The 26,878-nt window shown below is 52.5% G+C and carries 28 protein-coding genes; 6 read left to right on the forward strand and 22 right to left on the reverse strand.

Going from position 1 to position 26,878, the window contains the following annotated elements:
- Positions 1–96 precede the first annotated feature (96 nt).
- From JJB07_RS16595 to JJB07_RS16610, 4 genes are all read left to right on the forward strand, one after another.
- Positions 97–1,395, forward strand: coding sequence for an amino acid permease (locus tag JJB07_RS16595; protein WP_201636997.1), 1,299 nt, complete (start codon positions 97–99; stop codon positions 1,393–1,395).
- 109 nt (positions 1,396–1,504) lie between these two features.
- Positions 1,505–2,170 (forward strand): tetratricopeptide repeat protein, encoded by a 666-nt coding sequence (locus tag JJB07_RS16600; RefSeq protein WP_201636999.1) that lies wholly within the window; start codon positions 1,505–1,507, stop codon positions 2,168–2,170.
- Between the two features lie 51 nt (positions 2,171–2,221).
- The gene (locus JJB07_RS16605; protein WP_201637000.1) at positions 2,222–3,301 is read left to right on the forward strand and encodes an ABC transporter permease subunit; all 1,080 of its coding nucleotides are present in this window, start codon (positions 2,222–2,224) and stop codon (positions 3,299–3,301) included.
- Positions 3,302–4,822, forward strand: a complete 1,521-nt coding sequence (locus JJB07_RS16610) for an ABC transporter permease (RefSeq protein ID WP_201637001.1) — start codon at positions 3,302–3,304, stop codon at positions 4,820–4,822. It abuts the gene before it with no gap.
- 71 nt (positions 4,823–4,893) lie between these two features.
- Here JJB07_RS16610 and JJB07_RS16615 read toward each other — a convergent pair whose 3' ends face one another.
- The 7 genes from JJB07_RS16615 to JJB07_RS24280 form a co-directional block, all read right to left on the reverse strand.
- The gene (locus JJB07_RS16615) at positions 4,894–5,205 is read right to left on the reverse strand and encodes a hypothetical protein (RefSeq protein WP_201637002.1); all 312 of its coding nucleotides are present in this window, start codon (positions 5,203–5,205) and stop codon (positions 4,894–4,896) included.
- A 135-nt stretch (positions 5,206–5,340) separates the two neighbouring features.
- Positions 5,341–5,697, reverse strand: a complete 357-nt coding sequence (locus JJB07_RS16620; protein WP_201637003.1) for an MmcQ/YjbR family DNA-binding protein — start codon at positions 5,695–5,697, stop codon at positions 5,341–5,343.
- Between the two features lie 67 nt (positions 5,698–5,764).
- Entirely contained in the window at positions 5,765–6,010 is a 246-nt protein-coding gene (locus tag JJB07_RS16625) for a cold-shock protein (RefSeq protein ID WP_201637004.1), read from the reverse strand.
- Positions 6,011–6,085: 75 nt separating this feature from the next.
- Positions 6,086–6,286, reverse strand: a complete 201-nt coding sequence (locus tag JJB07_RS16630; RefSeq protein WP_201637005.1) for a cold-shock protein — start codon at positions 6,284–6,286, stop codon at positions 6,086–6,088.
- A 265-nt stretch (positions 6,287–6,551) separates the two neighbouring features.
- Positions 6,552–7,217: an MBL fold metallo-hydrolase gene (locus tag JJB07_RS16635; RefSeq protein WP_201637006.1), complete on the reverse strand. Its 666-nt coding sequence runs from the start codon at positions 7,215–7,217 to the stop codon at positions 6,552–6,554.
- Entirely contained in the window at positions 7,214–7,840 is a 627-nt protein-coding gene (locus tag JJB07_RS16640) for a TetR/AcrR family transcriptional regulator (RefSeq protein ID WP_201637007.1), read from the reverse strand. Before JJB07_RS16640 ends, JJB07_RS16635 begins: the two co-directional genes overlap by 4 nt.
- A 126-nt stretch (positions 7,841–7,966) precedes the next feature.
- The gene (locus JJB07_RS24280) at positions 7,967–8,095 is read right to left on the reverse strand and encodes a hypothetical protein (protein ID WP_283809155.1); all 129 of its coding nucleotides are present in this window, start codon (positions 8,093–8,095) and stop codon (positions 7,967–7,969) included.
- A 305-nt stretch (positions 8,096–8,400) separates the two neighbouring features.
- Between JJB07_RS24280 and JJB07_RS16645 the strand changes: the two genes are divergently transcribed.
- The gene (locus JJB07_RS16645) at positions 8,401–8,886 is read left to right on the forward strand and encodes a hypothetical protein (RefSeq protein WP_201637009.1); all 486 of its coding nucleotides are present in this window, start codon (positions 8,401–8,403) and stop codon (positions 8,884–8,886) included.
- Positions 8,883–9,407 (forward strand): hypothetical protein, encoded by a 525-nt coding sequence (locus tag JJB07_RS16650; RefSeq protein ID WP_201637011.1) that lies wholly within the window; start codon positions 8,883–8,885, stop codon positions 9,405–9,407. The genes JJB07_RS16645 and JJB07_RS16650 overlap by 4 nt, the downstream gene beginning before the upstream one ends.
- On the opposite strand, the gene aspD is transcribed toward JJB07_RS16650, so the two are convergent.
- From aspD to JJB07_RS16720, 15 genes are all read right to left on the reverse strand, one after another.
- Positions 9,404–11,032 carry an aspartate 4-decarboxylase gene (gene aspD, locus JJB07_RS16655; protein ID WP_201637013.1) on the reverse strand — a complete coding sequence of 543 codons (1,629 nt, stop codon included), beginning with the start codon at positions 11,030–11,032 and terminating at the stop codon, positions 9,404–9,406. The genes JJB07_RS16650 and aspD overlap by 4 nt on opposite strands.
- 127 nt (positions 11,033–11,159) lie before the next feature.
- Positions 11,160–12,836: an asparagine synthase (glutamine-hydrolyzing) gene (asnB, locus tag JJB07_RS16660; RefSeq protein WP_201637015.1), complete on the reverse strand. Its 1,677-nt coding sequence runs from the start codon at positions 12,834–12,836 to the stop codon at positions 11,160–11,162.
- A gap of 183 nt (positions 12,837–13,019) precedes the next feature.
- Positions 13,020–13,244, reverse strand: coding sequence for a hypothetical protein (locus tag JJB07_RS16665; RefSeq protein ID WP_201637017.1), 225 nt, complete (start codon positions 13,242–13,244; stop codon positions 13,020–13,022).
- Between the two features lie 111 nt (positions 13,245–13,355).
- A complete protein-coding gene (locus JJB07_RS16670; RefSeq protein WP_201637019.1) occupies positions 13,356–13,742 on the reverse strand; it encodes a YkvA family protein in 387 nt (128 codons plus the stop codon).
- 955 nt (positions 13,743–14,697) lie between these two features.
- On the reverse strand, positions 14,698–15,555 hold the full coding sequence (locus tag JJB07_RS16675) for a hypothetical protein (RefSeq protein WP_201637021.1): 858 nt from the start codon (positions 15,553–15,555) through the stop codon (positions 14,698–14,700).
- 168 nt (positions 15,556–15,723) lie between these two features.
- A complete protein-coding gene (locus tag JJB07_RS16680; protein WP_201637023.1) occupies positions 15,724–16,440 on the reverse strand; it encodes a hypothetical protein in 717 nt (238 codons plus the stop codon).
- Positions 16,441–16,451: 11 nt separating this feature from the next.
- Positions 16,452–17,096, reverse strand: a complete 645-nt coding sequence (locus tag JJB07_RS16685; RefSeq protein ID WP_201637025.1) for a matrixin family metalloprotease — start codon at positions 17,094–17,096, stop codon at positions 16,452–16,454.
- 129 nt (positions 17,097–17,225) lie between these two features.
- The gene (locus tag JJB07_RS16690) at positions 17,226–18,503 is read right to left on the reverse strand and encodes an MFS transporter (protein ID WP_201637027.1); all 1,278 of its coding nucleotides are present in this window, start codon (positions 18,501–18,503) and stop codon (positions 17,226–17,228) included.
- A gap of 17 nt (positions 18,504–18,520) precedes the next feature.
- Positions 18,521–19,228, reverse strand: coding sequence for a CPBP family intramembrane glutamic endopeptidase (locus JJB07_RS16695; protein WP_201637029.1), 708 nt, complete (start codon positions 19,226–19,228; stop codon positions 18,521–18,523).
- 6 nt (positions 19,229–19,234) lie between these two features.
- Positions 19,235–21,271 (reverse strand): B12-binding domain-containing radical SAM protein, encoded by a 2,037-nt coding sequence (locus JJB07_RS16700; RefSeq protein WP_236588173.1) that lies wholly within the window; start codon positions 21,269–21,271, stop codon positions 19,235–19,237.
- The gene (locus JJB07_RS16705; RefSeq protein WP_201637032.1) at positions 21,228–22,862 is read right to left on the reverse strand and encodes a tetratricopeptide repeat protein; all 1,635 of its coding nucleotides are present in this window, start codon (positions 22,860–22,862) and stop codon (positions 21,228–21,230) included. The genes JJB07_RS16700 and JJB07_RS16705 overlap by 44 nt, the downstream gene beginning before the upstream one ends.
- A gap of 11 nt (positions 22,863–22,873) precedes the next feature.
- Entirely contained in the window at positions 22,874–24,265 is a 1,392-nt protein-coding gene (locus JJB07_RS16710) for a radical SAM/SPASM domain-containing protein (protein ID WP_201637033.1), read from the reverse strand.
- A gap of 85 nt (positions 24,266–24,350) precedes the next feature.
- Entirely contained in the window at positions 24,351–24,473 is a 123-nt protein-coding gene (locus JJB07_RS24285) for a hypothetical protein (protein ID WP_283809140.1), read from the reverse strand.
- A gap of 101 nt (positions 24,474–24,574) precedes the next feature.
- Entirely contained in the window at positions 24,575–25,972 is a 1,398-nt protein-coding gene (locus JJB07_RS16715) for a radical SAM/SPASM domain-containing protein (RefSeq protein WP_201637034.1), read from the reverse strand.
- Positions 25,973–26,214: 242 nt separating this feature from the next.
- Positions 26,215–26,781, reverse strand: coding sequence for a GNAT family N-acetyltransferase (locus JJB07_RS16720; protein WP_201637035.1), 567 nt, complete (start codon positions 26,779–26,781; stop codon positions 26,215–26,217).
- Positions 26,782–26,878: the final 97 nt, after the last annotated feature.

A 26,878-nucleotide genomic window follows, 5' to 3' on the forward strand; every position in this document is an offset into this window, starting at 1 on the left:
TCTCTTTATTGTATCACCTTGTCGAAAAGATAGCCTTATGCTATAACCTATAATTAAGTCTAGTTGAGAGAGTAGAGAAGGGATGAGATCAGGAGTATGAGCAGAGACCAAGAGTTAGCACGCAGTCTGAAAGCGCGACATATCATGATGATCGCACTGGGCGGGGCGATCGGGGCTGGGATGTTCAAGGGCAGTTCCACCTCGATTGCGATGGCCGGACCCAGTGTCGTACTCGCCTACTTGCTGGGCGGCATCATTTTGTTGTTCGTCATGCAAGGCTTGGCAGACATGGCCGTCCGCAATACCCAAGCCGCCACGTTCCGCGAGTTGTTGGAACCGATACTCGGGCGTTTCACCGGGTACTTCGCCGGGTGGATGTACTGGCTGACTTGGGTGCTCGTCATGGCGGCCGAAGTCGCGACGGCGGGCGTGTTCTTGAACCATTGGTTCCCGTCCGTTCCGCTTTGGCTCTTGTCGTTGATCGTGTCGATTGGCATCACACTGTTGAATCTGTTCCAAGTGAACGTGTTCGGGGAGACGGAATTCTGGCTGACGGGTGTGAAAATTCTCACGCTGCTTCTGTTTATCGTCATCGGGGGCGTGCTGCTGTTCACCGGGTTTGGAGACCATCCGGCGACGGGGTTCCGCCACTTGACCGACTCCGGAGGTTTTTTCCCGAACGGTCTGTCCGGTTTGGCGCAGTCGATGCTGGTCGTGATGTTCTCGTTTGGCGGGACGGAAATGATCGGGATGACCCTTGGCGAGACGGAGGACGCGGCAAAAGTCGTGCCTCGCGCCGCACGAGGTGTGATCTACCGCATCTTGGTGTTCTACGTGTTGCCGATGATCGTGATTATGTCGCTGGTTCCGTGGAATCAACTTGACGAGAACTCGCCGTTCGTGACGGTGTTCTCGGCGATCGGCATTCCGTATGCGGGGGACATCATGAACTTCGTCATGCTGACCGCCGTGCTGTCTGCCGCCAACACCGGCATGTACGCCGCCTCGCGCATGCTCTACACGCAAGCGGGCGACGGGCAAGCCCCGCGCTTTTTCGCCAAGCTGTCTACCAAAAAAGTCCCGGTCCGCGCGTTGCTGGCCTCGACTTCGTTTCTGTACATCGGCGTGTTCATCGCCTTTTTCGCGAAGGGGCATACGTTTGACTACCTCATGGTCATCCCGAGCTACTCGGCGATGATCGTCTGGATGCTGCTCTTGGCAGCGCATCTCAAGAGCCGCAGTCAGGGAAAAGTCCCGGTGGTCTCTGCGGTGGCGCTGCTTGCGTTGCTTCTCATCTTCATCGCCGTTCTGGCAACGTCTGCCTGGGCGGGGACCCTCGTCGTCGCTCTGGCGTTGGTGCTGATCGCCGCCTCGTACAAGCTGACAACCAAATAAGCAAGTTTCTGGAAAAAAGCCCGATCCAAACACACTGGATCGGGCTTTTTTCTGATAGAATGAAAAGCATGAAAGTTTGGAGTTTGGATACAACGGAGGCTGACGTAAAGTGAGTAAATTTTTCCTGTTCACGATCTTGCTGTACCTGACGAGAAGCCCGATTCTCGCCATCTTGGTGTTGCTCGTGATCATTTATGTAGCAGACCGCCGCTTTGTCGGGATCTTCCCGAGTTTGCTGGAACCGCTGCGCCGGTCGCGGAGAATCTCGCAGTTGCGCAACGACTTGCGGATGAACCCGAACGACACGCAGGCCAAAGTCGAGCTGGCGCGTCTCTTGCTCAACAAGAAACGCTACGAAGAAGCCAACAATTGGCTGGAAGAAGCGCACTTGGTGATGCGCGATTCGGCAGATGTCTTGTGCGAGTCCGGCTTTGCCCTGTTGAAACTCGGTCGCGTGGCGGATGGGGAAGCGCGGATCTTGGAAGGCCTCGCGCTCAATCCCCGCGCGAAGTACGGGGAGCCGTATCTGAAATTGGCTGAGGCGTATACGTCTGTCGATCAGGACAAAGCCCTGCGCTATCTGGCGAGCTTCCAAGAAATTCACTCGTCGTCGTGTGAAGCGTACTACCGGCTGGGGACGTTGTATCACCAACTCGGTCGTGCCACCGAATCCAAGCGGGCGTTCCACGAAGGCGTCGACGTGTACCGCTCCCTGCCCAAGTACAAGAAACGGTCCGAACGCAAGTGGGCGCTGCGCTGTTGGTTCAAGAAATAACCTCCGCATCGGAGGTTTTTTTTCTAGAATACTGAACAAGGAGGCTGCGGCATGCGTTTGATCAAAGGGCTTTTGATCTGCCTTTTTATTTTTATCGGGATTTTCCTCGTGGCCAACGTGGACAAAGGCGTCCAGCACCAAGAACTGGACAAAGTCAACGTCGAACTGACTCACAAAGCGGCTCTCGACGGCGTCACGCTCCAAACCGTTACAGATTCGGTCCCCGACACACACGTGGCGGATTCGAATCTCGTGACCGTCCCGTTCGGACAAGTCGCCGAGTATGTGCAAAAACTCAAGAGCAACGAGTATGTCATGGACGCGAAGCCGGTCGCGATGGAGCCGCCGACTTTTGCTTTCAAAGCGTATGTCTACGGGTTGAAGCAACAAATCAACCAATTTGCATCGGGCGACATCGGGACGATTACGTACAAGTCCAATCCTTCTCGTGCGTATCCCGTCTCCAATCTGCTGCCGGATATGGTCGTGCGCTCGCTGTCCTACTTGATTCCCGGCTTCTTGCTTTCTCTCGTGCTTGGCTACGGATTGGCGCTGACCGCCGCGTGGAAGCCGCGAGTCGGTCGGGTCATGGATCGCCTCCATGCGCTGTTGCTCGCCTTGCCCGACTTTTTGCTACTCGTGCTGTTCCAATTTGTCGCCATCTTGCTGGCAAAACTCGCCGGTCACAACGTGGTCTTGATCATGCAGTTTGCGGGCGATATTCCGTTGTTGATCCCCTTGCTGACCGTCTCCATCATGCCGGCGCTGCTCTTGTACGGAACGTTGCGCATCGCAGTGGAACGCGAATGGCAGGCCGATTATATCAAAACGGCCTATTCCAAGGGTCTGACTTCCACCGCTACCCTGCTCTACCATATCTTGCGCAACACCACGGCGGACGTGCTCGCCGTCCTGCCTCGTGCCGTCACCGTTTCCATTACGGCGCTCGTCATGTCGGAAGTGATGTGCGGAATCTTCGGTCTCGGCGGGTATGCGTTGAATGAAAAACTCGTGCTCGTGACGTCGCTGCCGACCACTTGCGGGATTCTCGCCTGCTTTGCGCTCCTCGCACACGGCATCCTGTTCCTCTTGCAGAAGATGCTGATCGTCAACACGAAGGAGGGCGCGTAGATGAAATCGTTGCATGTGGACGACTCGCCACGGCGGTACCGTCTGGCTTGGGGGCTTTTGCTCCTGCTGCTCTTCGTCGTGGTGTTCGGGCACCATCTCATGCCCTATGGCATCGACAAAGCGGACAAAATCCCCTATCTTCAATTGCTGGACCCTGTCACCGGGCACAAAAAACCGGTCGCACCGCCGTTTGCTCCCTCTTGGCAACATTGGTTGGGGACGGACCATCGAGGATTTGATTTGCTTTCGTTGTTGCTCAACGGTGCGAAATACACGCTGGGCTTTGCTTTTTTTGCAACGGTCTTGCGTTTTTTGCTCGCTTTGCCGTTCGGGTTGTACTCCGGGGCAACAGGGCGCGGGCGGAGTGTGATCGCTTTTTTCAATGTCGTGGTCTCGGCCGTGCCGCCCTTGGTGTTCATCTTCCCGACGTTGTTCGGGATGTACGCTTTTTTGTCGCCGGACCAGACGGGAGTTCTGTTGTTTGCGATGATCGTCGTCATCGGCGTTCCGCAGATTTCCAACCAGTTTGCAGAGCGCTCTGCTTTTTACGCGGGGCGGTTGTACATCGAAGCCGCTCGGACGATGGGTGCCTCGACCCCGCGCATCATCGGACGGCACATCTTGCCGCATATGCGGTCGGAGTTGTTGTTTGCCTTCTTGTCCGACTTTGCGGGCGTGTTGTTCCTGATCGGGCAGCTCTCGATCCTCTCGATTTTCCTCGGCGGGGGCGAGTCGTTTCTCGTGGATGACGGTCCTCCGGCGGTCCTCGTCTACCTGTCTTTGAACGGGGAATGGGGCTCTCTGATCGCCTATGGAGCCAAGTACATCCGGAGCTATTGGTGGATCGTCGCCGGGTCGGGTGCCTTTTTTGCCGGAGCGGTGTTGATCTTGCAGTTTTTCTCCCATGAATTGCAACGATATTTGGGTTCAACTGCGGCACGTCATCAAGCCAAACCCTTGCGCCAAAACCGTGCCTTACAAGCGACGATCGGGGGCGTCGTCGCGGTGTGTCTGGCAACTGTGTTCCTGTTGCCAAACCATGCTCCGAATCAAAAAAAGCCCCAAGAGACATCGGCTTCAAAAGGTTCGGCGATACCCGCGCTCTCTACGAGCGCTGCAAGTTTGCCTTCGGAGGACGACATCTTGCGGATGAACTACCAGACTGCAGCGATGAATTTTATGGAAGCGCTCCAAACCAAATGGGACACCGCAGTCCTTGAGATGCCGGAAGCGCCGTACAACCCCACACGCAAGTACGTAGCCCCCAAAGAGCCGATTGCGCCTTTTGACCAATGGATGCAAGCTCTGAAGTCCCGCAAGCTCACGTACAGCAACATCGGCAAGATTTCAGACGGCCCGACGATCACCCTCGGCTGGGGCGGGGAATTCCGCACCAAGCAAGTCGAAGTCTACCTCCACGATGCGGACAGCGGGAAAGAAGAAGTCTGGTACCTGTATCTGGATAACAACACGCGCAATTACAGGGGTCTCGTGGTCGGAGGAAAGCCTTTGACCGAATAAAAAAGGCATGAAAAAAAGCCCAACAGAAGTTGGGCTTTTTTCGTTGCCTCGGCCTCGGGCTGAGACGAAGACTATTCGCCGGCGTTGACCAAGTTGGCTTCTTCCATTTGTGCCAGCAGTTCGCTGTAGACTTCGTCCTTGCGCTTGGTCAAGGACGGGCAGGAGTAGCCGCCTGCGCACATGAAGCACGGCAAGGAACTGCCATGCAGAACTTTCAGCGGTTGGAGCGTGTCGGCGCCGCCGGTCAACAGCAGGCGATATTGGCGGTTGTATCCTTCAAAACCGGAAGATCCGCCGATCAAGAAGTCGATGAACGACTCGTCCGATTCACCAAGTTTATGTCGCTGGATCTCCAAGTCGAAAATCCGGTTGTTAATTTGCATGCAAAATTCCTCCTCCGAGATGTTAAGCTTCTCCCTGCATCTTCCCCATCAAGGGCAAACTCTATCCGCGTCTTGAGGGTTGCAGTGCCAATTCTTGTGAAAGCAATCCTTCACAGATTGTACCACAAAACAACGCTACAGAACCAATTTCGCGAGACGTTTCGGCGCGCTGCGAAGGTAGCCTTCGAGAATCAACTCTTGAACTTCTTGCCAATCAATCGTTTCGTTGGTGTCGAGAGAGACCCAACCGTGACGTCCTATGTAGGGGGTTTTGGAATAGCCGGCTTTTTGCAAGAGCAAGTCTTGCGTGGTCGGCAGGGTTTTGATCGCCAAGGTCGCGATCGGGGCGTTTTCGCCCATCATGACGAACGGCTTGTCCGTGACGCGAAACGATGTATGACCAAAAGAGTCCACAGCTTCTGTGACCTCGGGGAGTTTCATGGAGATCTCGCGCACTTTGGCGAGCAGTTCCAGACCTTTTTGAGATTTCATGGGGGGACCTCCCTCTATAAGTTCCACACTGTCCATCGTACCAAAAAAAACCACCGAGTCCTATGACTCAGTGGTTTTTTGGCGACTGGATTTGGACGCCCTTTTTCATCGACTTCATATCGGTGTTCGAGTTCGCCAACAGGGGCAACACTCTCATCCCGCTTTCCATCGGGTGCTGACACAGAGGGCAAGTGGGTACGTGTTCAAAAGCAAAGTTGTCTCGCATCCACCCCTTGCAGCTCTCCTGCGTGCACGACCAGATCGCAGTGTTCTCTTCCGGGACTTCCTCGACCGCTTTTCCTCGTTTATACATGACAGAACCCCCTTTTGCAAAGAAAAACTGCCCCTAACACAAGTTAAGGGCAGTTTTTTGGTTATGAGCTGAGGCTTACAGCTTTACAACGTTCTCAGCTTGCGGGCCACGGTTGCCTTGGACAACGTTGAATTGCACGCGTTGACCTTCGTCAAGAGTTTTGAAGCCGTCGCCTTGGATAGCGGAGAAGTGTACGAAGACGTCGGAACCGCCTTCAACTTCGATGAAGCCAAAACCTTTTTCAGCGTTGAACCATTTTACGTTACCAGTTTGCATTTGAGAAAACCTCCAGAAATTTGGGATGTAACATGCTCTTTTTATTCCGTTAACCAAAATAAAATTCACACATTGCGAAAAGTTAGCAAGTACAAAGTTGATAACCCTTTGCAACAAGTGAATTCAGGTTGTCGTCTTTGTAATTGATCTCATCTTACCATGTCTGGAACCAGAACGCAAGCCTTGAAGGATCTAGAAATCATTCACGAAACAGACAGTTTATTTGAACAAAAAAGGACATGCCCTTGGACACGTCCTTTTCTCCTTAGGAATGGGCTTTGAGATACTCTTCCACTTGTTCGGACGGCTGGAAAACCGGCTTGCCGTGGCAGATCTCCACGCGCTTCGGCTTGAGGTCGCGCAGGCAAGCTGCACTCTGCACCGCCTGAGCCATGTCGGCGGTGAACATCCGCATCGGGCGACGGAGACGTCCGTTTTTGGAAGTAAAAAGGTCTCCGGAAAGCAAGACGCCGTCCTGTTCATGGTAATACACGACATGTCCCGGCGAGTGTCCGGGGGTGAAGACGGGCAGCAAGCTCCCCACACGTTGCAGGGAGTTCTCCCCTTCCCCAAGCGGTGTTGTGATTTTGCGCGGGATGTTGTGTTCCGGTTTCTTGCGACGCGGGTAGATTTGGTCGCCGTCCATGTAGGGAATCTCCGTCGCATGCGCGTAGACGGGGACGGTGTACCGCTCGAGAATGGCTTTGACCGAGCCCACGTGATCGCCGTGGCCGTGGGTGAGGAGAATTCGTTGTAAAGTTCCGGTTGCTTTCATCTGCTCCAAGAACTTGAGAATTCCCTTCGCCATAAACGGCATCCCGGCATCGACCAGCGTCAACCCGTCCTCCTCTGCAACCACCCAAACGGTGCAGGGAATCAACATCCAAGACTTCAAACTCCAGATATGTTCCGAGATTTGCTCAATTTTCATCGGTGCATCTCTCCCTTGACGACGATTTGTTGAAACCCGGCAAGCATGACATCGACGGCGAGGTCAAACGTGGGGGCCAGTCGCGCAAAGAGTGCGTCGAGCGGCTCCTCCGAAGTCTGGTACGTCCCCATGATGCCGTGCAAGGTAAAAAAGTACACGCGCGTATACGCCAGCACCGAATCTTCGCTCTGCCCCGGCGGCAAACAATCACGAATCCCCTGCCGAAGCTGACCGAACAGCTCCAGACGCAGTTTTTGAATCCTAAGAGCTTCGGGGTCTACCTCATCGACACGCGAGGCACGGGTCATGAAAAAAACCGTGTACAGATTGCGATTCGCAAAGCAGAAATCGAGGAACGTCCGCGAAATCGACTTCACACGTGCAACGGGCGTCATCGCCTGATCTTGTAAGATCGTCGAAAACTGATCCCGCAGGTCTTGCATCGGCGGCATGGAGAGCCGGTGCAGGAGGGCTTCTTTGTCCTTGTAATAGATGTAGATCGTCGTGTGCGAGCAACCCGCCGCCTTGGCGATTTCGCGCATCGTGACTTTCTCAAAGCCACGCTCTGCAAACAGGTGGGCTGCCATTTCCAAGATTCTTCGTTTGGTTTCATCCGAGCGCATGGTTTGCGTTCACCCTCTTCACTAACCAGTGGTTACCTAAAATATAACCACTGGTTAGTGAAGTCGTCAAGCACAAAAAAAGCCGCCGTACACCCGAAGGTGATCGGCGGCTTTTTTCGAGCCTGCTTAGTTGCAGTGCGTCGTGGTCGTCGTGACCGGGTAGCAAATCGGAACCAGCAAGAAGAACAGCACGAAGATGATCAAGAACACCACAGCCCAACGAGTGTAACCACCAAATACGCCGTATCCGTCCATCATTTTAACCCCCTCTGTTCTCTGTTCGAACTTACACCACATCGTATGGCGAAAGAGGGGGTCGAGACACGGCGAGTACCTAGATGTCCTACAAATGGGTGAATGACCAGGAAGCTTGTTTTGAACGTTGACCTTACAGGGTCAACTCCCAGGTCTCGCCGATCAAGTCATGGCCGTTGATCCCGAATCCTCCTCATGGAAAGACTTTCAGATGATACCCAATTTTCTGCGTGGCTGACAGGTTTCCTTTCTGGGCATAATTGTTGGAACTGGAATTTTTTCGAATGAAGGATGGAGTCGGATCGATGAAACTGTTCTGGGTCACGCTTGTGGAGTTGCTTCTGCTCGCTGTGGTGTGCATCGCGTCTTGGCGTACGAAGAAATACATATCAAAGGCCGAGAGGGTCGCGATCTTTCTGATGTTCGGGTCGATGACCTCAGACTTTATCATCATCATGTCGATGAACAATCAATTCTGGAAACACGGCATACAAGGCCCGATACCTCTGGCGTTGAACCTGATGAACCGAGTTGTGGTACTCCCGTTGATGGGCACCCTGTTCGTCAACGACTACGCCGGGAGGTTGGGGCTTCTCCCGAAGTTGCGGGTCTTCGGCAAGTGGCTGCTCCTCTTTATCGGAGTGGGCTACCTGTTTGTTTGGCTTGATCTCCTGCGCTATCTCCACTGGGAGTGGTATTGGTCCATTCCCGAATGGACGGTCAAACTACTCGTCACCTTGGGATTCTACAAGTTCTACCAATACTTGTTGCGGCGGGAGGAGTTTCTGTGACGATTTTTGCTTCCGGCGAGTCGTGGGATGCCAACGAAAATTTCGTTTTGGTGTCTTCGATCGTCCTGATTCTGATGCAGGCGTTTCTCATCAAAAAAATGCCGGTGCCGCTCATCGTGTTGATCTGGGTGTTTAACTACTTTCTCGTCCAACTGGCCGACATGGTCATCGCGGTGCCGCCGCTGAATTTGTACGACATCATGGACAGTCCGAAGTTCGAATGGAGCGATTTCTTCACGCATTTGTTCATCTATCCCACGATCGGGTTTCTGTTTGTGTATCTGTATCAGAAGTGGGAGCCGCACGATTTGCAGATCGCCGTGTATGTAGTCTTCTGGTCGTTGCTGTCGGTGTTGTACGAATGGTTGGCCGTGAAATTCGGCGTGTTCCACTATTCCGGCTGGAAATTGTGGTGGTCGTTCTTCGTGTACATCGTGGTGTTCGTGCTGAATCTGTTGTTTGTACGCAAGATGCGAAGCCTGTTGGAGGAACTGAAAAAAACACCCACCAGCCTCGGCTAGTGGGTGTTTTTTTTCCATTCGGCAACGTATTGATCGAGCGTTTTGTGCAGTTCTTGGCCGATCTGAGTGTATTGCTCGTCGTTCAGGTTGGCGAGGGAGACGCGGATCGACCACGTAGGTCCGTGGAATCCACCGCCGTTGAGCAACACGATCGACGAATTCTCCGCCAGTCGGAACAGGATGTCGACCGGCTCGTAGTTTTTTTTCAAGAACTCCGTGAAGAGGTTGCCGTAGTGTTTCGCCGACCATTCCTCCAAATCAAACTCCGTGTAGTAATCGGCGTCTTGAGGGAGATTCGGTTTAGGCAGACCCAATCCTTCGTACAGCAGGTTCATGCGACGGTGACAGATGTCCTTGGTCAGTTGCTTGTAGCGATTCTCTTCATCCAACAGCGCAAACGCGCAGAAAATCGCCATCTGCACCTGCTGCGGCGTCGAGAGTCCCGCGGTGTGGTTCATCGCCACGGAGCGGCTGTCTGCCACCATTCGGTCGAGAAACGGAATCTCGTCAGGCGTTTGGGACATCGAAGAGTATCGTTTGTGCAAGATTTTCTTTTTGTCCTCCGGCAACTCTCGAAGCAATTTATCGAACACGTTGTCTTCATGAAGAGCCACGATGCCCAATCGCCAGCCGGTCACGCCAAAGTACTTGGAAAACGAGTACACGCCGATCGCATTGTACGGCAGATCGACCATGAGCGAGCGGAAATTGTCTACGAATGTGCTGTACACGTCATCTGTGATGATCATCAAGTTCGGATTGCGTTCCTTGACGATGTTCACCATCTGCTGAACCGTCTCCGCTTGAATCGCGACAGAGGGCGGGTTGCTCGGGTTGACGAGGAACAGCGCTTTTATTGAAGGGTCTGCCAGCTTTTCGATCTCTTCCGGCGGGTATTGCCAAGTGTGCCGCCCTTGCTCGTCGACGCCGCTTGCTTTGATCTCCACGACTTCGAAGCGGTAGCGCTCCAATTCGGGAATCTCCACATACGGCGGGAAGATCGGGACCATGATCGCGATTTTGTCCCCGCGTGTGAGCAGGTAATTTTCTGCCAGCGTGTCAAACAGATAGCACATCGCCGCCGTTGCGCCTTCCACGGCGAACAGGTTGAAGGAGCCCGCCGACGGGTCGTTGCCACACAGTTCTTGGAACACGAAGTCATGCACGACTTTTTCGACGTGGAGAAGCATTCGGTCCGGGAACGGGTAGTTGTCGCCGATGATGCCGTCGACGAGTTCGTACACCCAGAGGTCTGCTTCAAACCCTTTGTTGCGGATGCCGTAGTCGATGATTCCTTGCAGAAGCTTCATGCCGGGCGCCGATTGATTTCCCTGTGCGTACGCTTGAAAACGCGCGGCAATTCCCTCCCGCTGCGGCATACCGGCGAGATCATTGTCGTTCCAGACGCGACGGCTTTCTTGCACCGCAAATTGCCCCAGCGTGAAAAAAGCCTCCCGAGGAGTCGCGGCGATCCAGTTGGGATTCCCCCGACCTGCATCGAGCAAGACCCGCGTGCCTTTTTTGCGGCCTTCTGCCAGCGAGATCAGTTTGTTTTTGAATTCAAACGGAGAGATCGCGGAAAAGGATCGCTCCATTTCGCGACGTTGTTCTTTGGTATAGTCCATGTTGGCAAGGACCTCCTGAGAGAGGATTCTGGTAGCAGTCGAGTTCTATTGTTTGCATGGCGGGCGGGAGACATACAAAAAACGCCACAAGTAGATGCCTGTGGCGTTTTTTGACGGGTTGTTTCAATTAGAGTTTGAGTTGTACTTGGTATTCTCGCATCCAATGGTCGATCTGCAGGTAGTAATCGAGTCGCCATCTCATGTACATGTCTTGCTCGATCACTTTTTCATCCAAAGATTTGCGGATTTGCTCTCGGTCCACCAAGTCGTACAGGGGCGAGTTGCGGTCTTGGAGCAATCGTTCCGTGTCTTCGCGAAGGGGTTGGGAATAGTTGCTTTTGAACACCATCGGCACGTTGCTTTTCTTGCGGTCGATGATGAAATCGGGCAGGTAGGAACGGAAGACTTGGCGCAAGACGCCCTTGGGTTGGTCTCGGTAGTTTTTCATCTCCCAAGGGATGTTCCATACATATTGAGCCAAGCGCGGGTCTACGAACGGCATGCGAAGTTCTACCCCTGCGGCCGTTGCCATGCGCTCGTTGTGGCGCAAGATGTAGGGCAGGTATTCTTTTATCGTGAGGTACGAGAGCTCGCGCATTCGTACATGGGTGTCGTCGTCGCTCGACAGGATCGAGAGTTGGCGAAGTTGGTCCAAAGCGCCTTGCTTCACGTACTCCTCTGCTCGAAGGGATTCGAGCAGGTCGGGAGAAGCGTAGAACCAAGCTTTGTCAGGCAACCACGGGAGGCTCGCCTCTCCTCGTTGACGCTCGCGGTAAAACCAATAGTTCGAGGCGAACAGTTCATCCGCCCCCTCCCCGATGACGATCCTGTCGTTTTGCTTCTGAATTTCTTTGTAGATTTGGTAGGACGAGGCTTCGTACTTCGCTTGCGTGGGGAGGTCATGCGCCCGACGGGGGATGGTGTTGAGTTCCCAGAGTGCGTTGAGGTCGAATAAAACCTCAACGTTTGTCATCCCGAGATGCTCGGCGACCCGATTGACCCAGACAAAGTCCATGTCTTCCAGGTCTTCGGCCTCATACGTTTCCTTCGTGTTCCCGGAAAACGACTTCCACCCGTCCGCTTTTTCAAAAAAGCGGTGCATCATCCCGGTCAGTCCACTGGAATCCAGACCGCCGGACAAGATCACGGTCGGAGGAGTCTGATCTTCACTCCATTGGGAGACATGCGCGTTCAGCAGGGAGTCGATCGTGCCAACCGTCTGCTCCAGAGAATCTTCGTGGAGGTGACTTTGCAGGTCCCAGTAGCAGATGCTTTTCGTTCCGGCGGGCGTGCAGATCACGAGATGGCCCGGTTTTACTTCCTGCACATCTTGGAAAACCGCATGGCCCGGCGAGAAGTACGGCCCTTTCATCAGCAGTTCGACGACCCCGTCTCCCGCTACGTTGCGCGTGACGGACGGGTGGTCCAAGACCTTTTTGATCTCCGTGCCAAACGGCACAACTTCACCCTTGTCAGAATAGTACAAATTCTTCATGCCGAGTTGGTCACGACCTAAGATCATGCGACGCTCACGGGAATCCCAGATCACGAAGGCAAACGCGCCGGCCAATCGTTCCACGAATGCATCGCCCCAGTGTAGATAGGCAAGTTGGAAAAGTTCCGCGATCTGGCCGCTCTGCAAGCGATGACCGGCGCCGGTCAATGCCTCTCGGATCTCTTTTTGATTGTATAAATAGCCCTCGACCGCCACTGTGACATGATCTCGACTGCATGTAGACGACCCTGAAAACTGCTGCTCACTCCCATCCCGCTTCCAATCGAGAAATCCCGCGATCCCATTCATTGAGTCAGCCTCCCGGTAAGATACGTATGTCCACCTCCACTATAAAACATAATAATTACAAAGTAAACTATATAATTAACTTTCAACACTAAAAAACAAGCAGAGAAGGTCGAGGACCCCTCTGCTTGTTCCAGCTACGTTTGATGACATGGGCAGGGTTTGAACCTGCGTGCGTTTCGTTCCTTAACAGCAATTCGGGCGATACCCGGGGTCCACGACTTCTTTTCTCGAACTTTGTTTGTAGACATGCTGAGGGACGTACACGATGTTTTCCCGGTAGACGTTCACGATTGGATGCACATGCTTGACGACGCGTTGGGTGCAGTAATCATGATACACATATTGCGGCGGGCAAATGACTTCGTTTTGCTGATGTTGATGTTTCGATTTCTTTTTTGATTTTCCCATGCCAAACACCTCCACTGTTGTTGCTACAATACATGTTTCGGACAGCGGGATTGAAACGGACAAATACCTAATGGAGGTGTGTCTGTGGACATTTGTGGGAAATGCCTACTACTAGGCAACCTTGTTATCAACATCATCCAATTCAGCATCAATATCATTGCCAAACCAATTGCGAAGTTTTTCGCGCGCTTTGCTCTTGCAATCCGCGTCGATATACATAGCTACAAGTGCAAGTGCGGACATGAGAGCTCCAAAGTCATCCGTATATCCTACGGCGGGAATTATGTCAGGAATTAGATCTATAGGAAAAATAAAATAGCCAAGCGCTCCTGCTATTACGGCTTTCGCTTTCATGGGAGTGTTTGGGCTCAGCATGGCAAAGTAGAGCAAAAGTGCTGCGTAGATCCCCTTTGCACCAACTTTTTTGGCAACTTTTTTCACCTTCTCCCAGAAAGAATCATCTGAGAATTCACTTTGATATTTTGAGTAATCTTCCATTGTAGTACCCCCTCTAAAGAATCTTACCTCTAAACAATTCGATAAAATATTACATTTTCCTCTTTTGTATATAAATGTCCAAACTTTATCCTACTTTAGCTATAAACCGTCTTGCATCGGACAGAAAAATTCCGAACCATAGATTTGAATTGTTTAGTGAGAGAGTTCCGGCTCATCGTACCATCCCCCTACTCTCTCTCGCTTGACAATTGAATGACCACATCTCGTGCATCACACGTAGCGCACTTTGGCAGTCGTTATGCGACTCATACAAACGGGCATCGTCTCTTCGTATTCCGCAAGACACTCCGTGAGCTTAAAGCACTCTGCCGCTTGTTTCATATACGTAACCGCTACAGCATGTTGATGACGAGCCTGAGCAATACCTGCCTGAATTCTGGCTCCCCATGCTTGATAGGGATGGATAGTAGGCAACAGATTACGAACTGCTTGGCACGCGTCCTCTGCTTGATCTGGACGGCGTGATGATGCCTTCTGCCAATTGCGATTGAGTAAGCCCTTTTTTCATTCGCAGTTGTCGAATACGTTGACCAAAGGTTTCCATGCTTGACGCATATACGACATCACACTTATGTCGGATCAAAAGCAATTTGATCGTGCACCCACTAAAAAAAGGACCTCCTCGCGGAAGCCCTTTCATTTAACACTCGACATCTCGATGATGTCCCCCCACTGAACCGGAGTCTGCCTGTCCATCTCGTGAAGCGGTTTTTGGTACTTGTGAATGCGTCAAACGCACAAGCAGAAACCCTCCCAAGTAGGTAAATACTCTCGAATCTCCTCCACAATTCCGACACCGGAAATTGTAAAAACGGATCGACTCCCCCGGCTTGAAGCGAATGCCAATCATGTCGAAATGTCCGAGTTATTCAATGGTATGGAGGCGTTTATGCTGGCCGAATTTCACGAGTACCACAATGAAGTGAGATCCTCCTCAATCCATCAAACCACTTGTGTAGAAGGCTGCCAGTGATGGAAGTGAGATATTTTGCAGTTGAAAATCTTGACCTTGGAAGACGAACAGTTCATACTCTCCCGTTGCGCCGAGTCGAACTTCCCCAATGCCGGCGAATTTCACATTTTGATAGTCAGAACAATATCTGGTTGCGTGATGGAACAATCCTTGATACGTCGGATTGCCCGCGAAAAATGCTTCTTCAAATCGAATATGAACCGATTTATTGCCACCGTCGAGGCGAAACAGCGCACGTGAGACTTCTGATTCTACGTCTAGCATATCACCGAATACCAGTCTTATTTTTCCTACGTCGGATGGTTTGAGTGCCGCGGCCTCTCGCTTCAAGATCGGAGGAGATCGAAAACCCTCACGAATGATCGTCCCTTCGTCAAGACCATCGAACAAAACGAGTTTTATTTGGGTACCTTCTACGGTACGAGTTGTGGAAGAACTTCTCTTCGGTCGACGGTTCGTTCTGATTGCCTCGCGTTCTTGCTCGTTCAGCTTCGCAATCGCGAACGCCTCATCCAGCACTTTCGCTTTTTTACTTCGGGATGCTTCCACATGAAGAATTTGGTCGGTCTTGACTCCGACCTTCCCCGACTCACGAATAAACTTGTGTATACAACTATCAATGTGGTTGTTGTGTTTCCACGTTCGAAAATACCTCGTAGACCCTGTCGTGTGTACGTATTCAATTTGTGCATCGCAGCCTGTGGAGGCACAGAACAAGTTCCCTTTGTACTTTGCTTCATACAAATGAACCTGTATGTCTTTGGGAGTGATTTCAATTCGCTCCCCATCGCGAATGTAGAGGGCTGAAAGGATCGTCATCAAAACACCTCCTTGCAATTCTTTCATCGAAATGGCTGATCGTATCTTAAATACAATAGTAACACAATCTAAGAATAAAAATTTATCACCAAAAAAGAACAAGCAGAAAGGACCAATCCCCTTCTGCTTGTTCGATGCATTCAGCATAAAAATCCATTCTGCTCTAGGCTATTTCAGATTTGCTTTTGTTTCTGCGAGAATTTCATTTTTGGATTTACCTGCAAATTTACGTTGCAACCAGAACAGATCCTTGTTCTGGGAGAAGTGTTCCGGATCAACGGTCACTACACTTTGATCGGTTGCGTCATCCATGCGAATCTTCCCTTGCACCGTGCCTGTTATCGTGTAGCTGTTCGGAATGGCACCCGGTTTCAAAAATACGATATAGGTATTTCCTTTTTTCATGACTGTGCTGCCTTCTACCGCATCTTCAATGAAAGGAACACTTTTTTGAGCGAGGTTGCCACCACGCGCCTCGTTTCCTTTGGATTTCGACATATCGATCACCCCGCCGGTTTCCGATATGGTGATCGATTTGAGGCTTGGGTCTCCTTTTATAACTTGTTTCACTTCGGCTTCGGACCATGTTTCAACTGTCGGCGGATTCTCCGAGAGGTACTTTGTGCTTTGATCTTTGATTGATACTTCCGCAATCAAAGTGGAATGATCATTTACTTCCTGAAGACTCGAAAACGTCATCATGCTTGCATCGCCCGATACAATCGGATACTGGGATTCGTTCACGAATTTGAAATTGCTAGCAGCCGGACTGAACACATTTTCGACTTTTTGCTGAATGGTCTCCCCGTTGCTCATGAGAAGCACACCTGCAAACGCTCCACACAAAACGACGAAAACGGAAGCCCCAACGATCATTTTTTTCATTTCATAACCCCCTAAGGTCTCGTCCCGTACATTTTCTGTACGCCGGATACTTCATCGGATGTAGGTCCGTAAATACCATGCCCCCAGTAAGGATCGGGGCTGTAGAACATGAGCGTGCCTCCGTAACTCGCATAATCAAACATGCTGTTGCCCGTGTGATCAAGCCCAAGGGCATGACCGACTTCATGCGCTGACACCTCTTGGAGCGTTAGACCTTTCGTCTTATACGTTGCCATAGAATTGTCCCAAGTCGCATTGGTATTTGTCCAACATCTCGCCCAGTACCAATAGTTGTTCTTCACATCCGTGATGACGGTGTTTCCAACGTAATGCTCCGTTCGTCCGAATAAGGTTGTATCATTATCCGAAAGAGAGGTTACATCAAGGATCGAATCACTCTGAGTCGTTGTTTTCACCCACCAGATATACGTGTGCGATGTGTTACTCCAAGATGATACAGCACTGTCAAAAGCCAGATAATGGTTCATAAGGCTGGAGGTAGAATAGGTTGTTGCATCATTATAATACTTTTGAGAATACGGGCTCTGCGTGTATTTTCCTCCATAAAGTTTATATGCATGAGCCTCCGTCGCATACGTTACCGAAAGTAAAGCGAGTAGTGAGCATGCAACGGTTTTAAAGAAAGGACCTTTCATTCCATGATACCTCCGATACCAATATTTAGAAACTACGGAATTAACTGTACCATATATGGTAAATTATGTGAAGTGTTTTGCAACTCAATCGGACCTGGAACGAAAAAAGACCCCACACAGGGGGTCCCGTCAGGAGGCAAGGTTTTTTTTGCCCTCCTCTTGCTTTCTTCGCTTACCAAACAACCCAACGCCTAATTCGCGCATCGCCACCAGCGCCGTCAGTAAAAACAGACCGCCAACACCCATAAACAGCCCTCGAATCGAGAACCAGGCCGCCAACGTGCTGCCGAGCAACATGGAAAGCAACATGGCATAAGTAGGCGCCGTTTCCACGACGGAACCGACACGGCCCATGAGATGTTCCGGCACTTCCCGCATGAACAACGTGGTAATCGCCACGTTCATCGCGGTTACTCCCCCGCCGATCAGGAAGCGAGAGCAGATCAACTGGAACTCGTTTTGTGAGCAGGCAAACAGCACCACGCCAATCCCGAGAATTACGACCGAGACGACCGTCATCGTGCGATGAGAACGAATTCGCTTGGAGATCAAGCCAAGGAGTGTGGCTGTCAACAACATACCGACCCCTTGCGACGTGCTTGCCCATGCGACGTACAGGTCGGGAAGTCCGAGGACTTGTTTGACCAAAAAGAGGCCGAGCAGATTGATTACGCCAATGCCAAAACTCAGCATGACGAGCAGCAACAAAATCGCCCGCACCGTTCCGTTGCTGAAACTAAATCGCAATCCATCGCCCAGTTCTTTCCAAAATCCTCCCCGTTCCCTTTTCGCCTCGACCTCTTGGTCGCGCGAGCCTTCTTCCTGCACCTGCTTGGCTTGCGGCCCTTTGATAAAAAGAAGCGCACCAAACGCCAACACAAAACTAATCCCATCCAGTGCAAATGTCGTCGTCGGTCCGTAGGTATGATACAACGTCGTAGCCAAAACCGGCCCCAGCAACAACCACAGTGTGTTGCTCGCACGGGTTACGCTGTTCGCCGCCATCAACTGATCTTTTTCGATCAAGGCGGGCACGAGCGCATTGCTGGCCGGTTCGAAAAACTGTGCAACCACCGAGGACAACGTCACACACAGCAACACCCACCCGATGCTCCCGGAAGCAAAAGCAGGAATCAGGGCAAATGAAAACACAGCGCGGATCAAGTGAGCATATCGCATCACGCGCAAATGCGACCACCGATCCACAAACACACCGGCGAACGGCCCAAGCAACGCGGCCGGTCCGAAATCAGCCAACAGGAGCATCGCTTGCATCCAAGGCGACTGTCCACTGGTGGTAAAAATCCAATACACGATCGACCAACTTCGCAGTTGGTCGCCCCCCTTTGACATGAGTTGGCTCAGCCAAAGTGCGCGAAAGGATCGATTGGAGATTGCAGTCCACACGGGCGTCTCCTCCTTGCTTACAGCCAAGCTGTGAGAGATATGACCGCCAGCCCGACCAAAAGCAGCCTCCGATTGCGCCACCACAGGGAAGCTCTCTCCTGCTGACGATACAACGGTACCGCTAACGCATTGTGCGCAAGATGCAGCAACACAGCGGCCGGCAGTCCGTATTGCCAAGCGACATACCCGAGCACCACGCCGAATCCTGTCGTATCCAGCGCTCGGATCGGCCTCACCCGCCAGAGATGGTACAGTCCAAATAAAAGAGCCGTGGAGAGGATGAAGCACCACATCGAAAACGCACTCGTCCAACCCAACCCTCGAAATACGAGCAACCACAGCCCACGGAACCAGACCTCTTCCAACAATCCGTTGTGCCAGAGGCCAAATGTCAACACGGGAAACGATTCAGGATCGGGCGCTTGAGGCCGCCCCATTCGATAGAAAAGCAGCGCATACGCCGCCTCCACCGCCACAAAAATTCCGGCGAGCAGAGGCATCGTGCCGTGTTGAAACGCCTGAACGAGTGCGATGCCAGAAACGATCAGACCGGCTCCCATCCAACCGCCGATCGGCGAACGAGTGGCAAGTGGCGAGGGAAACGGGGTGAGTTCAATGCGATACCAACCCCACCACAGTTCGTGGGCATAACTCATCCTCAGCCCGTAGAGAAGCGGCAGGAGAAACAACACCGCAGCGACCCCTGCCAGCGAGTGCATCCACATAGAAGGTCACAACCCCTCGACGAGATGTTTCGAGGAGGAAGCCGGATGAACCAACAAGTTCGCCGCATCCAAATGAGTCATCACTTCGTCGCGCCAAGTTTGACGCTCTTCATCGCTCGTCAGGAACGGATGCTCATCAGACAGTTCCTGTAGGCAGGCGCCAAGCGTGCTGCCCCCTTGTACACGGTTCATGATCTCCGCCGTCAACGGATCGACCTCCATCGTGCGTACATTGTGAGCTTCCCACTCAAAGACAATTGCGAGATGATACTCCCGGATTTCGCGTGTGAGAGTCGGTTCCACCAACATCTGTTTCATCAACGTCGGAACGTCATAGGACAACTCCAATACCTGCAAAGGCTTAAGCGAAACTTCTCGGTTGTCTGCCGCATACACCTCCGGCATCGCCCCTTTGTAACGAATCCAACCGTTGGCACCATCTGTGAATTCTGCCGTTTTTCGCATCGTCTGCTCATAGAGCAACACATCGCGCACGAACGCACCGACTTCACCGGGGAATTCGGCCACATACGATTCCAGCGCATGGGTCAACCGTTCGGGTGTCCATTCTCGATAGGAATCGGGCAGGAGTTGCACCAACTGTTCGACGATCTCCACGTGTCGCATGCCGCTCGCTTTTTGCAACGAGTACAGCGTGTAGCCACGCTCATGCATGAGGTGGAAGTAGCATCCGCGAATCTGATACACCAACTCCATCGGGTAGTGCAGAGGAGGCACGGCGTAGAAATTGCTGAAAGGACGACGATGATTGCGAATCCACTCCATCTCCACGTCGGAGATTTCGATGACCGACGTGATGTCGTGGAACGTAAGCACATGCTCATGGAACACCAAGCGATCTTCGTGTTCATTTAGAATTTCCGTGCCGGGCAGAGCGGTGATCGGATGCAACTGCACATCGCGAGTGCCGTACAACCGCACTTCCAACGCCATCGACAACGTATCCTCCAGATCGTCCAGCGTCTCGTCCGGGAATCCGATGATAAAAGAAGCGGTGGCGTCGATGCCCACTTCGGCCAAGTCGCGGAACGTCTCGCGCGAACGGTCTAATTTCAACCGTTTGCCCACCGTTTTCTGCATGCTCTGGCTGCCTGTCTCCACGCCGAAGAAAATGCCTTGGCAACCGGCTTCCTTCATAAACTCCATCATTTCACGGTCGATCGTATCGGTGCGGGACGAGCAGTACCATTGGAACGGCACACCCGTATCGTTGATGTACTCGCACAGCTCACGCACCATGTCTTTGCGCACCGTCAGATTGTCATGAATCAGTCCGAAGCCGGTGATGTTCCAGTTCTGTTTCAGCCACATCATCTCATCTACGATCTGTTTCGGCGTTTTCAGACGATAACGGCGCGAGAAGAACAGCGATGTGGAGCAGAATTTGCAGTTAAACGGACATCCGCGACCCGCTTCGATTTCAATGAAGCGATCCACTCCGGGTTCATAGTAAGAGTCAACATTTTGAATCAGGTGAAACGCCGGGAACGGGAGGTCGCCCAGATCGTCCAGCACTTTGCGACGATCCGTCTCGATGATCTCCCCTCCATCGCGAAACACAAGAGATGGAATGCCGTGAAGCGTCTGCTTGTCACGCAACGCATTCAAGAGATCCAACAACGTTTCTTCGCCTTCTCCCAGCACAATCGCATCGACAAAGTCGAACGCTTCCAATGTCTCGCGTGCCACAAAACCTGCATGTGGGCCGCCAAACAAGATGAACCGACTCGGATCGAGCCGTTTGCATGCTTCGGCAATGCGCAACGCAGCCGCATAGGAACTGCACATCGACGTGAAGGCCAACACCTGTGCGTCATGCTGGAGAATCTGTCTCGCTGCCTGCTCCATGCCGGCCGCATCCATCGTCAGTTCCTTGCGCACGTAAGAGATGACAAAATCGGAGATCGATACGGGATGATACGGTTCGACGTACGCGGCCAAGGCCAGCAAATTGATCGGTGGACAGATGGAATCGGTACTATAGGGAGGACGGATTAAGTGGATCAGGGGACTCACCTCCATGAGAATCAAGCGCATTTCGCTCCTGTGTCAACATCGTCAACAACTCCTGTAAATCGGCGCGTTCCGGCGCACACCGGACGCCTTGCTCCAACGCCTGCAACGCTTCATCGAAACGATTCTGCTCCCAGAGCACACGTCCCAAGTCAGCCCACACGGTGGCCTGCTCAGGTGATTTTTCGAGTGCTTGGCGATAGGCTTTTTCCGCCTGTACGACATCTTCCAGCGCTTCAAGGATTGCGCCGTGCAACATAAACGCCTGTGTCTCTCCCTCCTGCCAGCTCAACACCCACTCGATGGCAGACAGTGCCGCCGCATACTCGCCCGTATGATAGCGGTAGAGTGCGAGATTTTTCAGCAGACGAGGCATGGGAGGTCCCGCGTGCACGGCTCGCTCTGTCCACGCGGCTGCCGCTTCATAATGACCGAGTCGCGCATAGAGTTTTCCGCATTGTTCCAACACTTGTGGATGGTCGGTCGCCACAGCTGCCAACCGGTCGGCCCAGAGGGAAGCGTGTTCTTGCTGACCTCGAGCCAATGCCACACGCACCGCATTGGTGCAGATGATGCCGAGTTGTCCCAGATGCGTCTGCAAAAGTTCCTGCTCCTCCAACGCCTGGTACGCTCGTGCACATGCACGGCTTGCTGCTTGTAAATTCCCCGCACGATACAGCCACAAAGCAAATGAATTGCACCACATGGAGGCAATCAATGTGCGGTCTTGCGCGGCTTCCACAACGGGTCGCAACGCCAACGCTTGAGCGAATTCACGGCGACTCTCGCGCATCGATTCTTCGGTGACGCCCGCAAGCAACCGCTGTATCGCCGAATCGATGTACGCAGAGCACACGTCCGCCTGCTGATCCCCATGAGCTACCTGCCATTTGCGACAAGCCAGCGACCGTTCATGTTGTCCAAGCATCGTATAAGCAAAACTCATCCGATCCACAAACACACGACGAATCGTCTCATGGTCTCGAAACAGTCGTGATGCAAACACCAATTTGACAGCCGCTTCTCGATACAGCCCGGCCAGCAAGGCATGGTCGATTCCGCGTAAAGCGGCCACCAACACCCGTTGGGCGCAGTTTCGACGCAGGGCGCGCAACGTCAGTGGAACACGACTTTTGCTTCTCCCCACGGCTGACTGGTCGGTGACGGGAACCCGCCGCACTTCCACGCCGATTTCTTGCCCTGCTTTTGAAGTGCTGAGCAGATGCAAAAAGCGTCGGTCGCCTTGCCCGATGAACAGCGGAGTCGGCACCTCCACCACGAGTCGCCACTCTTGGGCTCGAAGTGCCGTGAGCACCAACTCCGCCAGGCCCATCAACACAGCATCTCCATACGAAGCATCAGGTTGGTTGGTATTCTCCCCGCGCAATTGCAACGGCTCCTCACACCAGACCTCGCGTCGTACCCATGCCGGCAGGAGCGGCATCATATACGAGTCAAATGGCAACGCGGCGCGCACGGTTGGAGAACAAGCCCGCAGCACCGCGTCGACGACGCGATGCAGCACAGGTGTTGGCAACCAGAGCGAGTCGCGCGGTTTTGCGTACACCACGAATGCGGAAGCCATCGCTTCGTTGCTCATTGGCTCGCCTCCTACGCCATCTCTTCCATTTGAATCAATTTCGGTGCGACCGAATCCAAGTACTCGGTCAATTCTTTTTTCGAAGTGCCGCAGTACGAATCCATCGGAGAACCGGACGTGATCGACGCGCGCACCGGGCAACCGCCTGAGCACAAGAAGGCGATGGAGCATTCCATGCAACCTGTCATGTTCGTCACATTGCGTCCTTGCCACAGTTCCACCATCTCCGGGTCGAGCTTCAACTCCGGGTCGTATGAGCCGATCGCCCATTTGGAATCCCCGAGGATTTGGTTGCACGGGTACACCAACCCGTCCGGCGTGAAGCAATAGAACAAGGCACCTGCTGCTTCACAATAGTACAGGCTCGGAATGAACCGACCTTCGATCAAACTTTCTCCGAGCACATCGGCGACCGGTTTGTTCAAGCGGGAGAAGTCCCCGTTCAACGCGACCCGCACTTCTTTGAAGAGCGGCTCCGGCACGACATTTCGAACACGCTCTTCCACTTGATAAGGAGCGAGCAACCCGTCTCCGCCAAGACCCGTGTAGTTCGTGACCGGCGACAAACCCATTTGGAAGTTGTCATAGTTGTGCCAGTTCTCCGACTTCACGAATTCCAAGAATTCCGGGACTGCATCGACGTTGTCCTCGTTGAGGTTCATCCGAACTTCCACCGTGAACCCTTCACGGACGAGCAACCCGATGTTTTTGGTGATCTGGTCAAACGTGCCTGTACCTCCGGCGGTGATGCGACGCGTATCGTGAATCTCTTTGATACCGTCCATCGTGATCTGGAAAAACAACCGCTCGCGATGCGGACGCATCATGTCCAAAAAGCGCGCCGTATGCGTGCCGTTGGTCGTGATCGTCATATCCAAGTCGCGTTCCGCCGTTCGTTGCAAGATCAACTCCACCACGCTCTCCGTGATCGGAAGCAACGGTTCACCGCCAAAGAGATGTACGCTTGCCAACGGCATGTCGGTTCGCATGTCGCGAATTTCATCGATTGCTTTAAACGCAAGTTCCACCTGCTCCACCGACATAACCTGCGAGGTCTCATGCAGTTTGTGCGGTTCAAAACAGTACGGGCATCGCAAATTGCACGACATCGTCGGGATCATCATAAACGCAAGCGGGTGTGTGGCTGCGCGCTCCTTTTGCCCATGGGCTACGAGACGCTCCACCACTTCATCTTCCGCCGCTCGCGAATCGAACAGATAACCGCGTTCGCGCAGATCGCTCTCCATTTCGAGAGACATTGCGGGGTCCTCACCGCTTCGAATGGCGTGGAAGGCATCAACGACGTCCTTTTCCACCAAGTCCACCGCACCAGATAGAGAGTTCACCAAGACATATTTCGCATCCTGAATGGGATGAATGTAGACAAAACGAGTGACCACCATCCTGCTATCCCCTCTTCTCCTGAGCTTCTACCTGCCTAAATAGAAAGGGTGCCTGACAGCGTGTGCTGTCAGGCATCCGCATTTCTTACTTCTTAGCTTGAGCGTCGATCTTAACGTTCGCGCAGCAAGCTGCTACGAAGTTCGTGTTGGACAGTTCCTTCACAGACAGGTTGCTCCACAGGGATTTCGTGTTGTTCAAAGATTTCATTACATTCACTCTCCTTTTGGGTTTTAAAAATCTGTATGTTTCTCCACCAAGCATATGTATGAACAAATGTCGGTGGAAAGTTGAAAACGAAGTGGGTGTACTTACGGCACCATTTCCAGCAATTCGAGCACACGCGATTTATTAAGATCCAGATAGGATTTGATGCTCTGCTGCGCAAAGTTGCAGTGCGGCTCATACGCATCGAAGCTACTGGAGTTAAAACCTTGTAACGGACAAGCGCCGCCGCAGACAGGTGCGATGTTACAGCTCGCACATTTCGAAGTGTTCGAAATGTTCACCGCCCATTTGTTCCACGACTTCGTGTCGAGTTCATACTCGGGCGCATAACGACCGATGGCGATCTCCGTCATGCCGACCGTCTCCGGGCACGCATACAGAAGTCCTTCTGCTCCGAACACCACATAGTGCTGTCTCGAAGCGCTGCAACCTGAGAGGTCGATCGCTTCTGCGAGTTCCGACGAGGTACCGTACAGCGCTCGGCGCAACAAGCTCGTGCGACGCTCCAGATCGTAACCGAGCATGAGGTGGTAGCGTTCCCGCGCCTCTTCCCAGTTTTCAAACAACTCGTGCAACTGGCGCATCAACTTGAACTCCGGCTGGTAGTTCGGGACGCAACCGGTGCATCCATGGTCGGTGATCGGGGCGATTTGGCATTGGAAGTGCGGATGCTGCGTCCAGCCGTTGTCCTCAAAGCTTTGGACCAAGCGCGGGAGTTCCGACACATTGTCGATGCCGGTGTTAACCCGCAACAGGACGGGGACTTCCAACTCCAGCAAACGGGTGACATTGCGTTTAATCTCCTCGTAGCTCCCTCGACCGTCGGCGTAGATGCGCAGTTGGTTGTGCATCTCTTCCGGGCCGTCCATCGTGATCTGGATCTGTTCGATCGTTCCCGCCGGGAGTCGTTCGAAGAGATCGAAGTAGGCGTCGATTTGCGTGCCGTTGGTGATCCCCGAAACGCCCCATCCTTTGGAGACCGCGCGTTCAATGATCGAAGAGACGAGATCGCGGTTCGCTCGCAGGAACGGTTCGCCTCCGTAGAGTTGGAGGTGCGCATATTCCGCACCACGCATTTCAATCAAGCGGTCCATCGCTTCGTACATCTTCTCGACTTGTTCGTCAGACATGCGTGTTTTCGATTGACGAATCTCCAAGTCTTCAAAACAGTAAGGACAGCGCAAGTTGCATGTGAAGGTCGGGCAGACGATGAAGTGAAAAGCTTTCATCCTCTCGGCGTAGTCGGAGAACCAAGTGGCTACCTGTGCCCGTTCTTCATCGTGAGGCAACAGATACCCTCGCTCCGTCAAGACCTCCAATTCGTCCGCGTCAAACAACGCCGGATCGAGCGGTCCCTTGCTTTTCAAAAGCTTGGTCGTCCGCTCCGACACGACATCGAGCGCACCGGTCAGCGTGTTGAGGATTACATGCGTTTCATCTTCCAACTTGTAGTCATAGATGTATTGCGTGGCATACAACATCCGACTTGCCCTCCCTTTCTCACCCTCTTGGCTCCTACCGATTTTTCAACAAGAAGCATCGTCTGACTATTCGAAAACTTCTTGTGTTTTAACTATAAATCACGTGATAACAATTCGTCAACAAGAATTTCTAATATTAAAAAATTGATATTGACCGGAGATTTTTTTTTTAATTCAAAGTATCCAAGTGCCTTCAAAAAAAATACACCATCAGCAAAAACCGATGGTGTATCCTGCTCAAACTATGACTTATAGACAGCCTTGATAAATCCGCCGAATACATCGTGACTATACGTGAACCCACGACTGAGGTAAAAATTGAGCGCTGCCTCGTTGCCATTCGATACGAAAATAAAGACGACCTCCACATCCGGAAAGCTCTCCAGCCACTCCATCGACAGGGTAAACAATTTGGAACCGAGTTTCATGTCGCGATATCCATCACGTATGTATAAGTTGTTCAGGCACCCAATCTTGTCGGGGAGATGATCCCAATCCGGATAAAAACCCTTGTTGTTTTCTGGATCTACGACGGGTGCCCAATCCGGAATCGAGTTCTTGCTGTTTGCAATGTTGTCCACGGTAGAAAAAACGTATCCGACGGGAACCCCGTTGTCCTTCACCACGATCACTTGACTTGCTAAGGCGTTTTCATAGCTTTTTTTCATTCGTGTGTCAAAGTTCATGGTGTCGAATGTCTCGGGTGAGAGCGTGGCCATAGATTTTTGAAAGGCCATGAGTTCGTTGCACAACTCTCGGCACTGCTCGATGTTTCCATCCTTCACAACTTCAATTGTTATGTTTCCCATAGCTGCACCTCGTTTCTCTTTGTAGCCTTTCTTCGACCCCGGTCGTCAAGTTCCTGTTGCGAATGGTATGATATTGAAAGCAGTAAAACGAGATGGA

The sequence above is a fragment of the Tumebacillus amylolyticus genome, from assembly GCF_016722965.1.
GTDB classification, from domain to species: domain Bacteria; phylum Bacillota; class Bacilli; order Tumebacillales; family Tumebacillaceae; genus Tumebacillus; species Tumebacillus amylolyticus.

What these genes read in the sequence shown, in the direction of transcription:
- JJB07_RS16595 (WP_201636997.1), top strand. Translation starts at nt 97, where the DNA reads ATGAGCAGAGACCAAGAGTTAGCACGCAGTCTGAAAGCGCGACATATC.
- JJB07_RS16605 (WP_201637000.1), top strand. Translation starts at nt 2,222, where the DNA reads ATGCGTTTGATCAAAGGGCTTTTGATCTGCCTTTTTATTTTTATCGGG.
- JJB07_RS16610 (WP_201637001.1), top strand. Translation starts at nt 3,302, where the DNA reads ATGAAATCGTTGCATGTGGACGACTCGCCACGGCGGTACCGTCTGGCT.
- JJB07_RS16615 (WP_201637002.1), bottom strand. Translation starts at nt 5,205, where the DNA reads ATGCAAATTAACAACCGGATTTTCGACTTGGAGATCCAGCGACATAAA.
- JJB07_RS16620 (WP_201637003.1), bottom strand. Translation starts at nt 5,697, where the DNA reads ATGAAATCTCAAAAAGGTCTGGAACTGCTCGCCAAAGTGCGCGAGATC.
- JJB07_RS16625 (WP_201637004.1), bottom strand. Translation starts at nt 6,010, where the DNA reads ATGTATAAACGAGGAAAAGCGGTCGAGGAAGTCCCGGAAGAGAACACT.
- JJB07_RS16630 (WP_201637005.1), bottom strand. Translation starts at nt 6,286, where the DNA reads ATGCAAACTGGTAACGTAAAATGGTTCAACGCTGAAAAAGGTTTTGGC.
- JJB07_RS16635 (WP_201637006.1), bottom strand. Translation starts at nt 7,217, where the DNA reads ATGAAAATTGAGCAAATCTCGGAACATATCTGGAGTTTGAAGTCTTGG.
- JJB07_RS16640 (WP_201637007.1), bottom strand. Translation starts at nt 7,840, where the DNA reads ATGCGCTCGGATGAAACCAAACGAAGAATCTTGGAAATGGCAGCCCAC.
- JJB07_RS24280 (WP_283809155.1), bottom strand. Translation starts at nt 8,095, where the DNA reads ATGGACGGATACGGCGTATTTGGTGGTTACACTCGTTGGGCTGTGGTG.
- JJB07_RS16645 (WP_201637009.1), top strand. Translation starts at nt 8,401, where the DNA reads ATGAAACTGTTCTGGGTCACGCTTGTGGAGTTGCTTCTGCTCGCTGTG.
- aspD (WP_201637013.1), bottom strand. Translation starts at nt 11,032, where the DNA reads ATGGACTATACCAAAGAACAACGTCGCGAAATGGAGCGATCCTTTTCC.
- asnB (WP_201637015.1), bottom strand. Translation starts at nt 12,836, where the DNA reads ATGAATGGGATCGCGGGATTTCTCGATTGGAAGCGGGATGGGAGTGAG.
- JJB07_RS16665 (WP_201637017.1), bottom strand. Translation starts at nt 13,244, where the DNA reads ATGGGAAAATCAAAAAAGAAATCGAAACATCAACATCAGCAAAACGAA.
- JJB07_RS16670 (WP_201637019.1), bottom strand. Translation starts at nt 13,742, where the DNA reads ATGGAAGATTACTCAAAATATCAAAGTGAATTCTCAGATGATTCTTTC.
- JJB07_RS16675 (WP_201637021.1), bottom strand. Translation starts at nt 15,555, where the DNA reads ATGACGATCCTTTCAGCCCTCTACATTCGCGATGGGGAGCGAATTGAA.
- JJB07_RS16680 (WP_201637023.1), bottom strand. Translation starts at nt 16,440, where the DNA reads ATGAAAAAAATGATCGTTGGGGCTTCCGTTTTCGTCGTTTTGTGTGGA.
- JJB07_RS16685 (WP_201637025.1), bottom strand. Translation starts at nt 17,096, where the DNA reads ATGAAAGGTCCTTTCTTTAAAACCGTTGCATGCTCACTACTCGCTTTA.
- JJB07_RS16695 (WP_201637029.1), bottom strand. Translation starts at nt 19,228, where the DNA reads ATGTGGATGCACTCGCTGGCAGGGGTCGCTGCGGTGTTGTTTCTCCTG.
- JJB07_RS16700 (WP_236588173.1), bottom strand. Translation starts at nt 21,271, where the DNA reads ATGGAGGTGAGTCCCCTGATCCACTTAATCCGTCCTCCCTATAGTACC.
- JJB07_RS16705 (WP_201637032.1), bottom strand. Translation starts at nt 22,862, where the DNA reads ATGAGCAACGAAGCGATGGCTTCCGCATTCGTGGTGTACGCAAAACCG.
- JJB07_RS16710 (WP_201637033.1), bottom strand. Translation starts at nt 24,265, where the DNA reads ATGGTGGTCACTCGTTTTGTCTACATTCATCCCATTCAGGATGCGAAA.
- JJB07_RS24285 (WP_283809140.1), bottom strand. Translation starts at nt 24,473, where the DNA reads ATGAAATCTTTGAACAACACGAAATCCCTGTGGAGCAACCTGTCTGTG.
- JJB07_RS16715 (WP_201637034.1), bottom strand. Translation starts at nt 25,972, where the DNA reads ATGTTGTATGCCACGCAATACATCTATGACTACAAGTTGGAAGATGAA.
- JJB07_RS16720 (WP_201637035.1), bottom strand. Translation starts at nt 26,781, where the DNA reads ATGGGAAACATAACAATTGAAGTTGTGAAGGATGGAAACATCGAGCAG.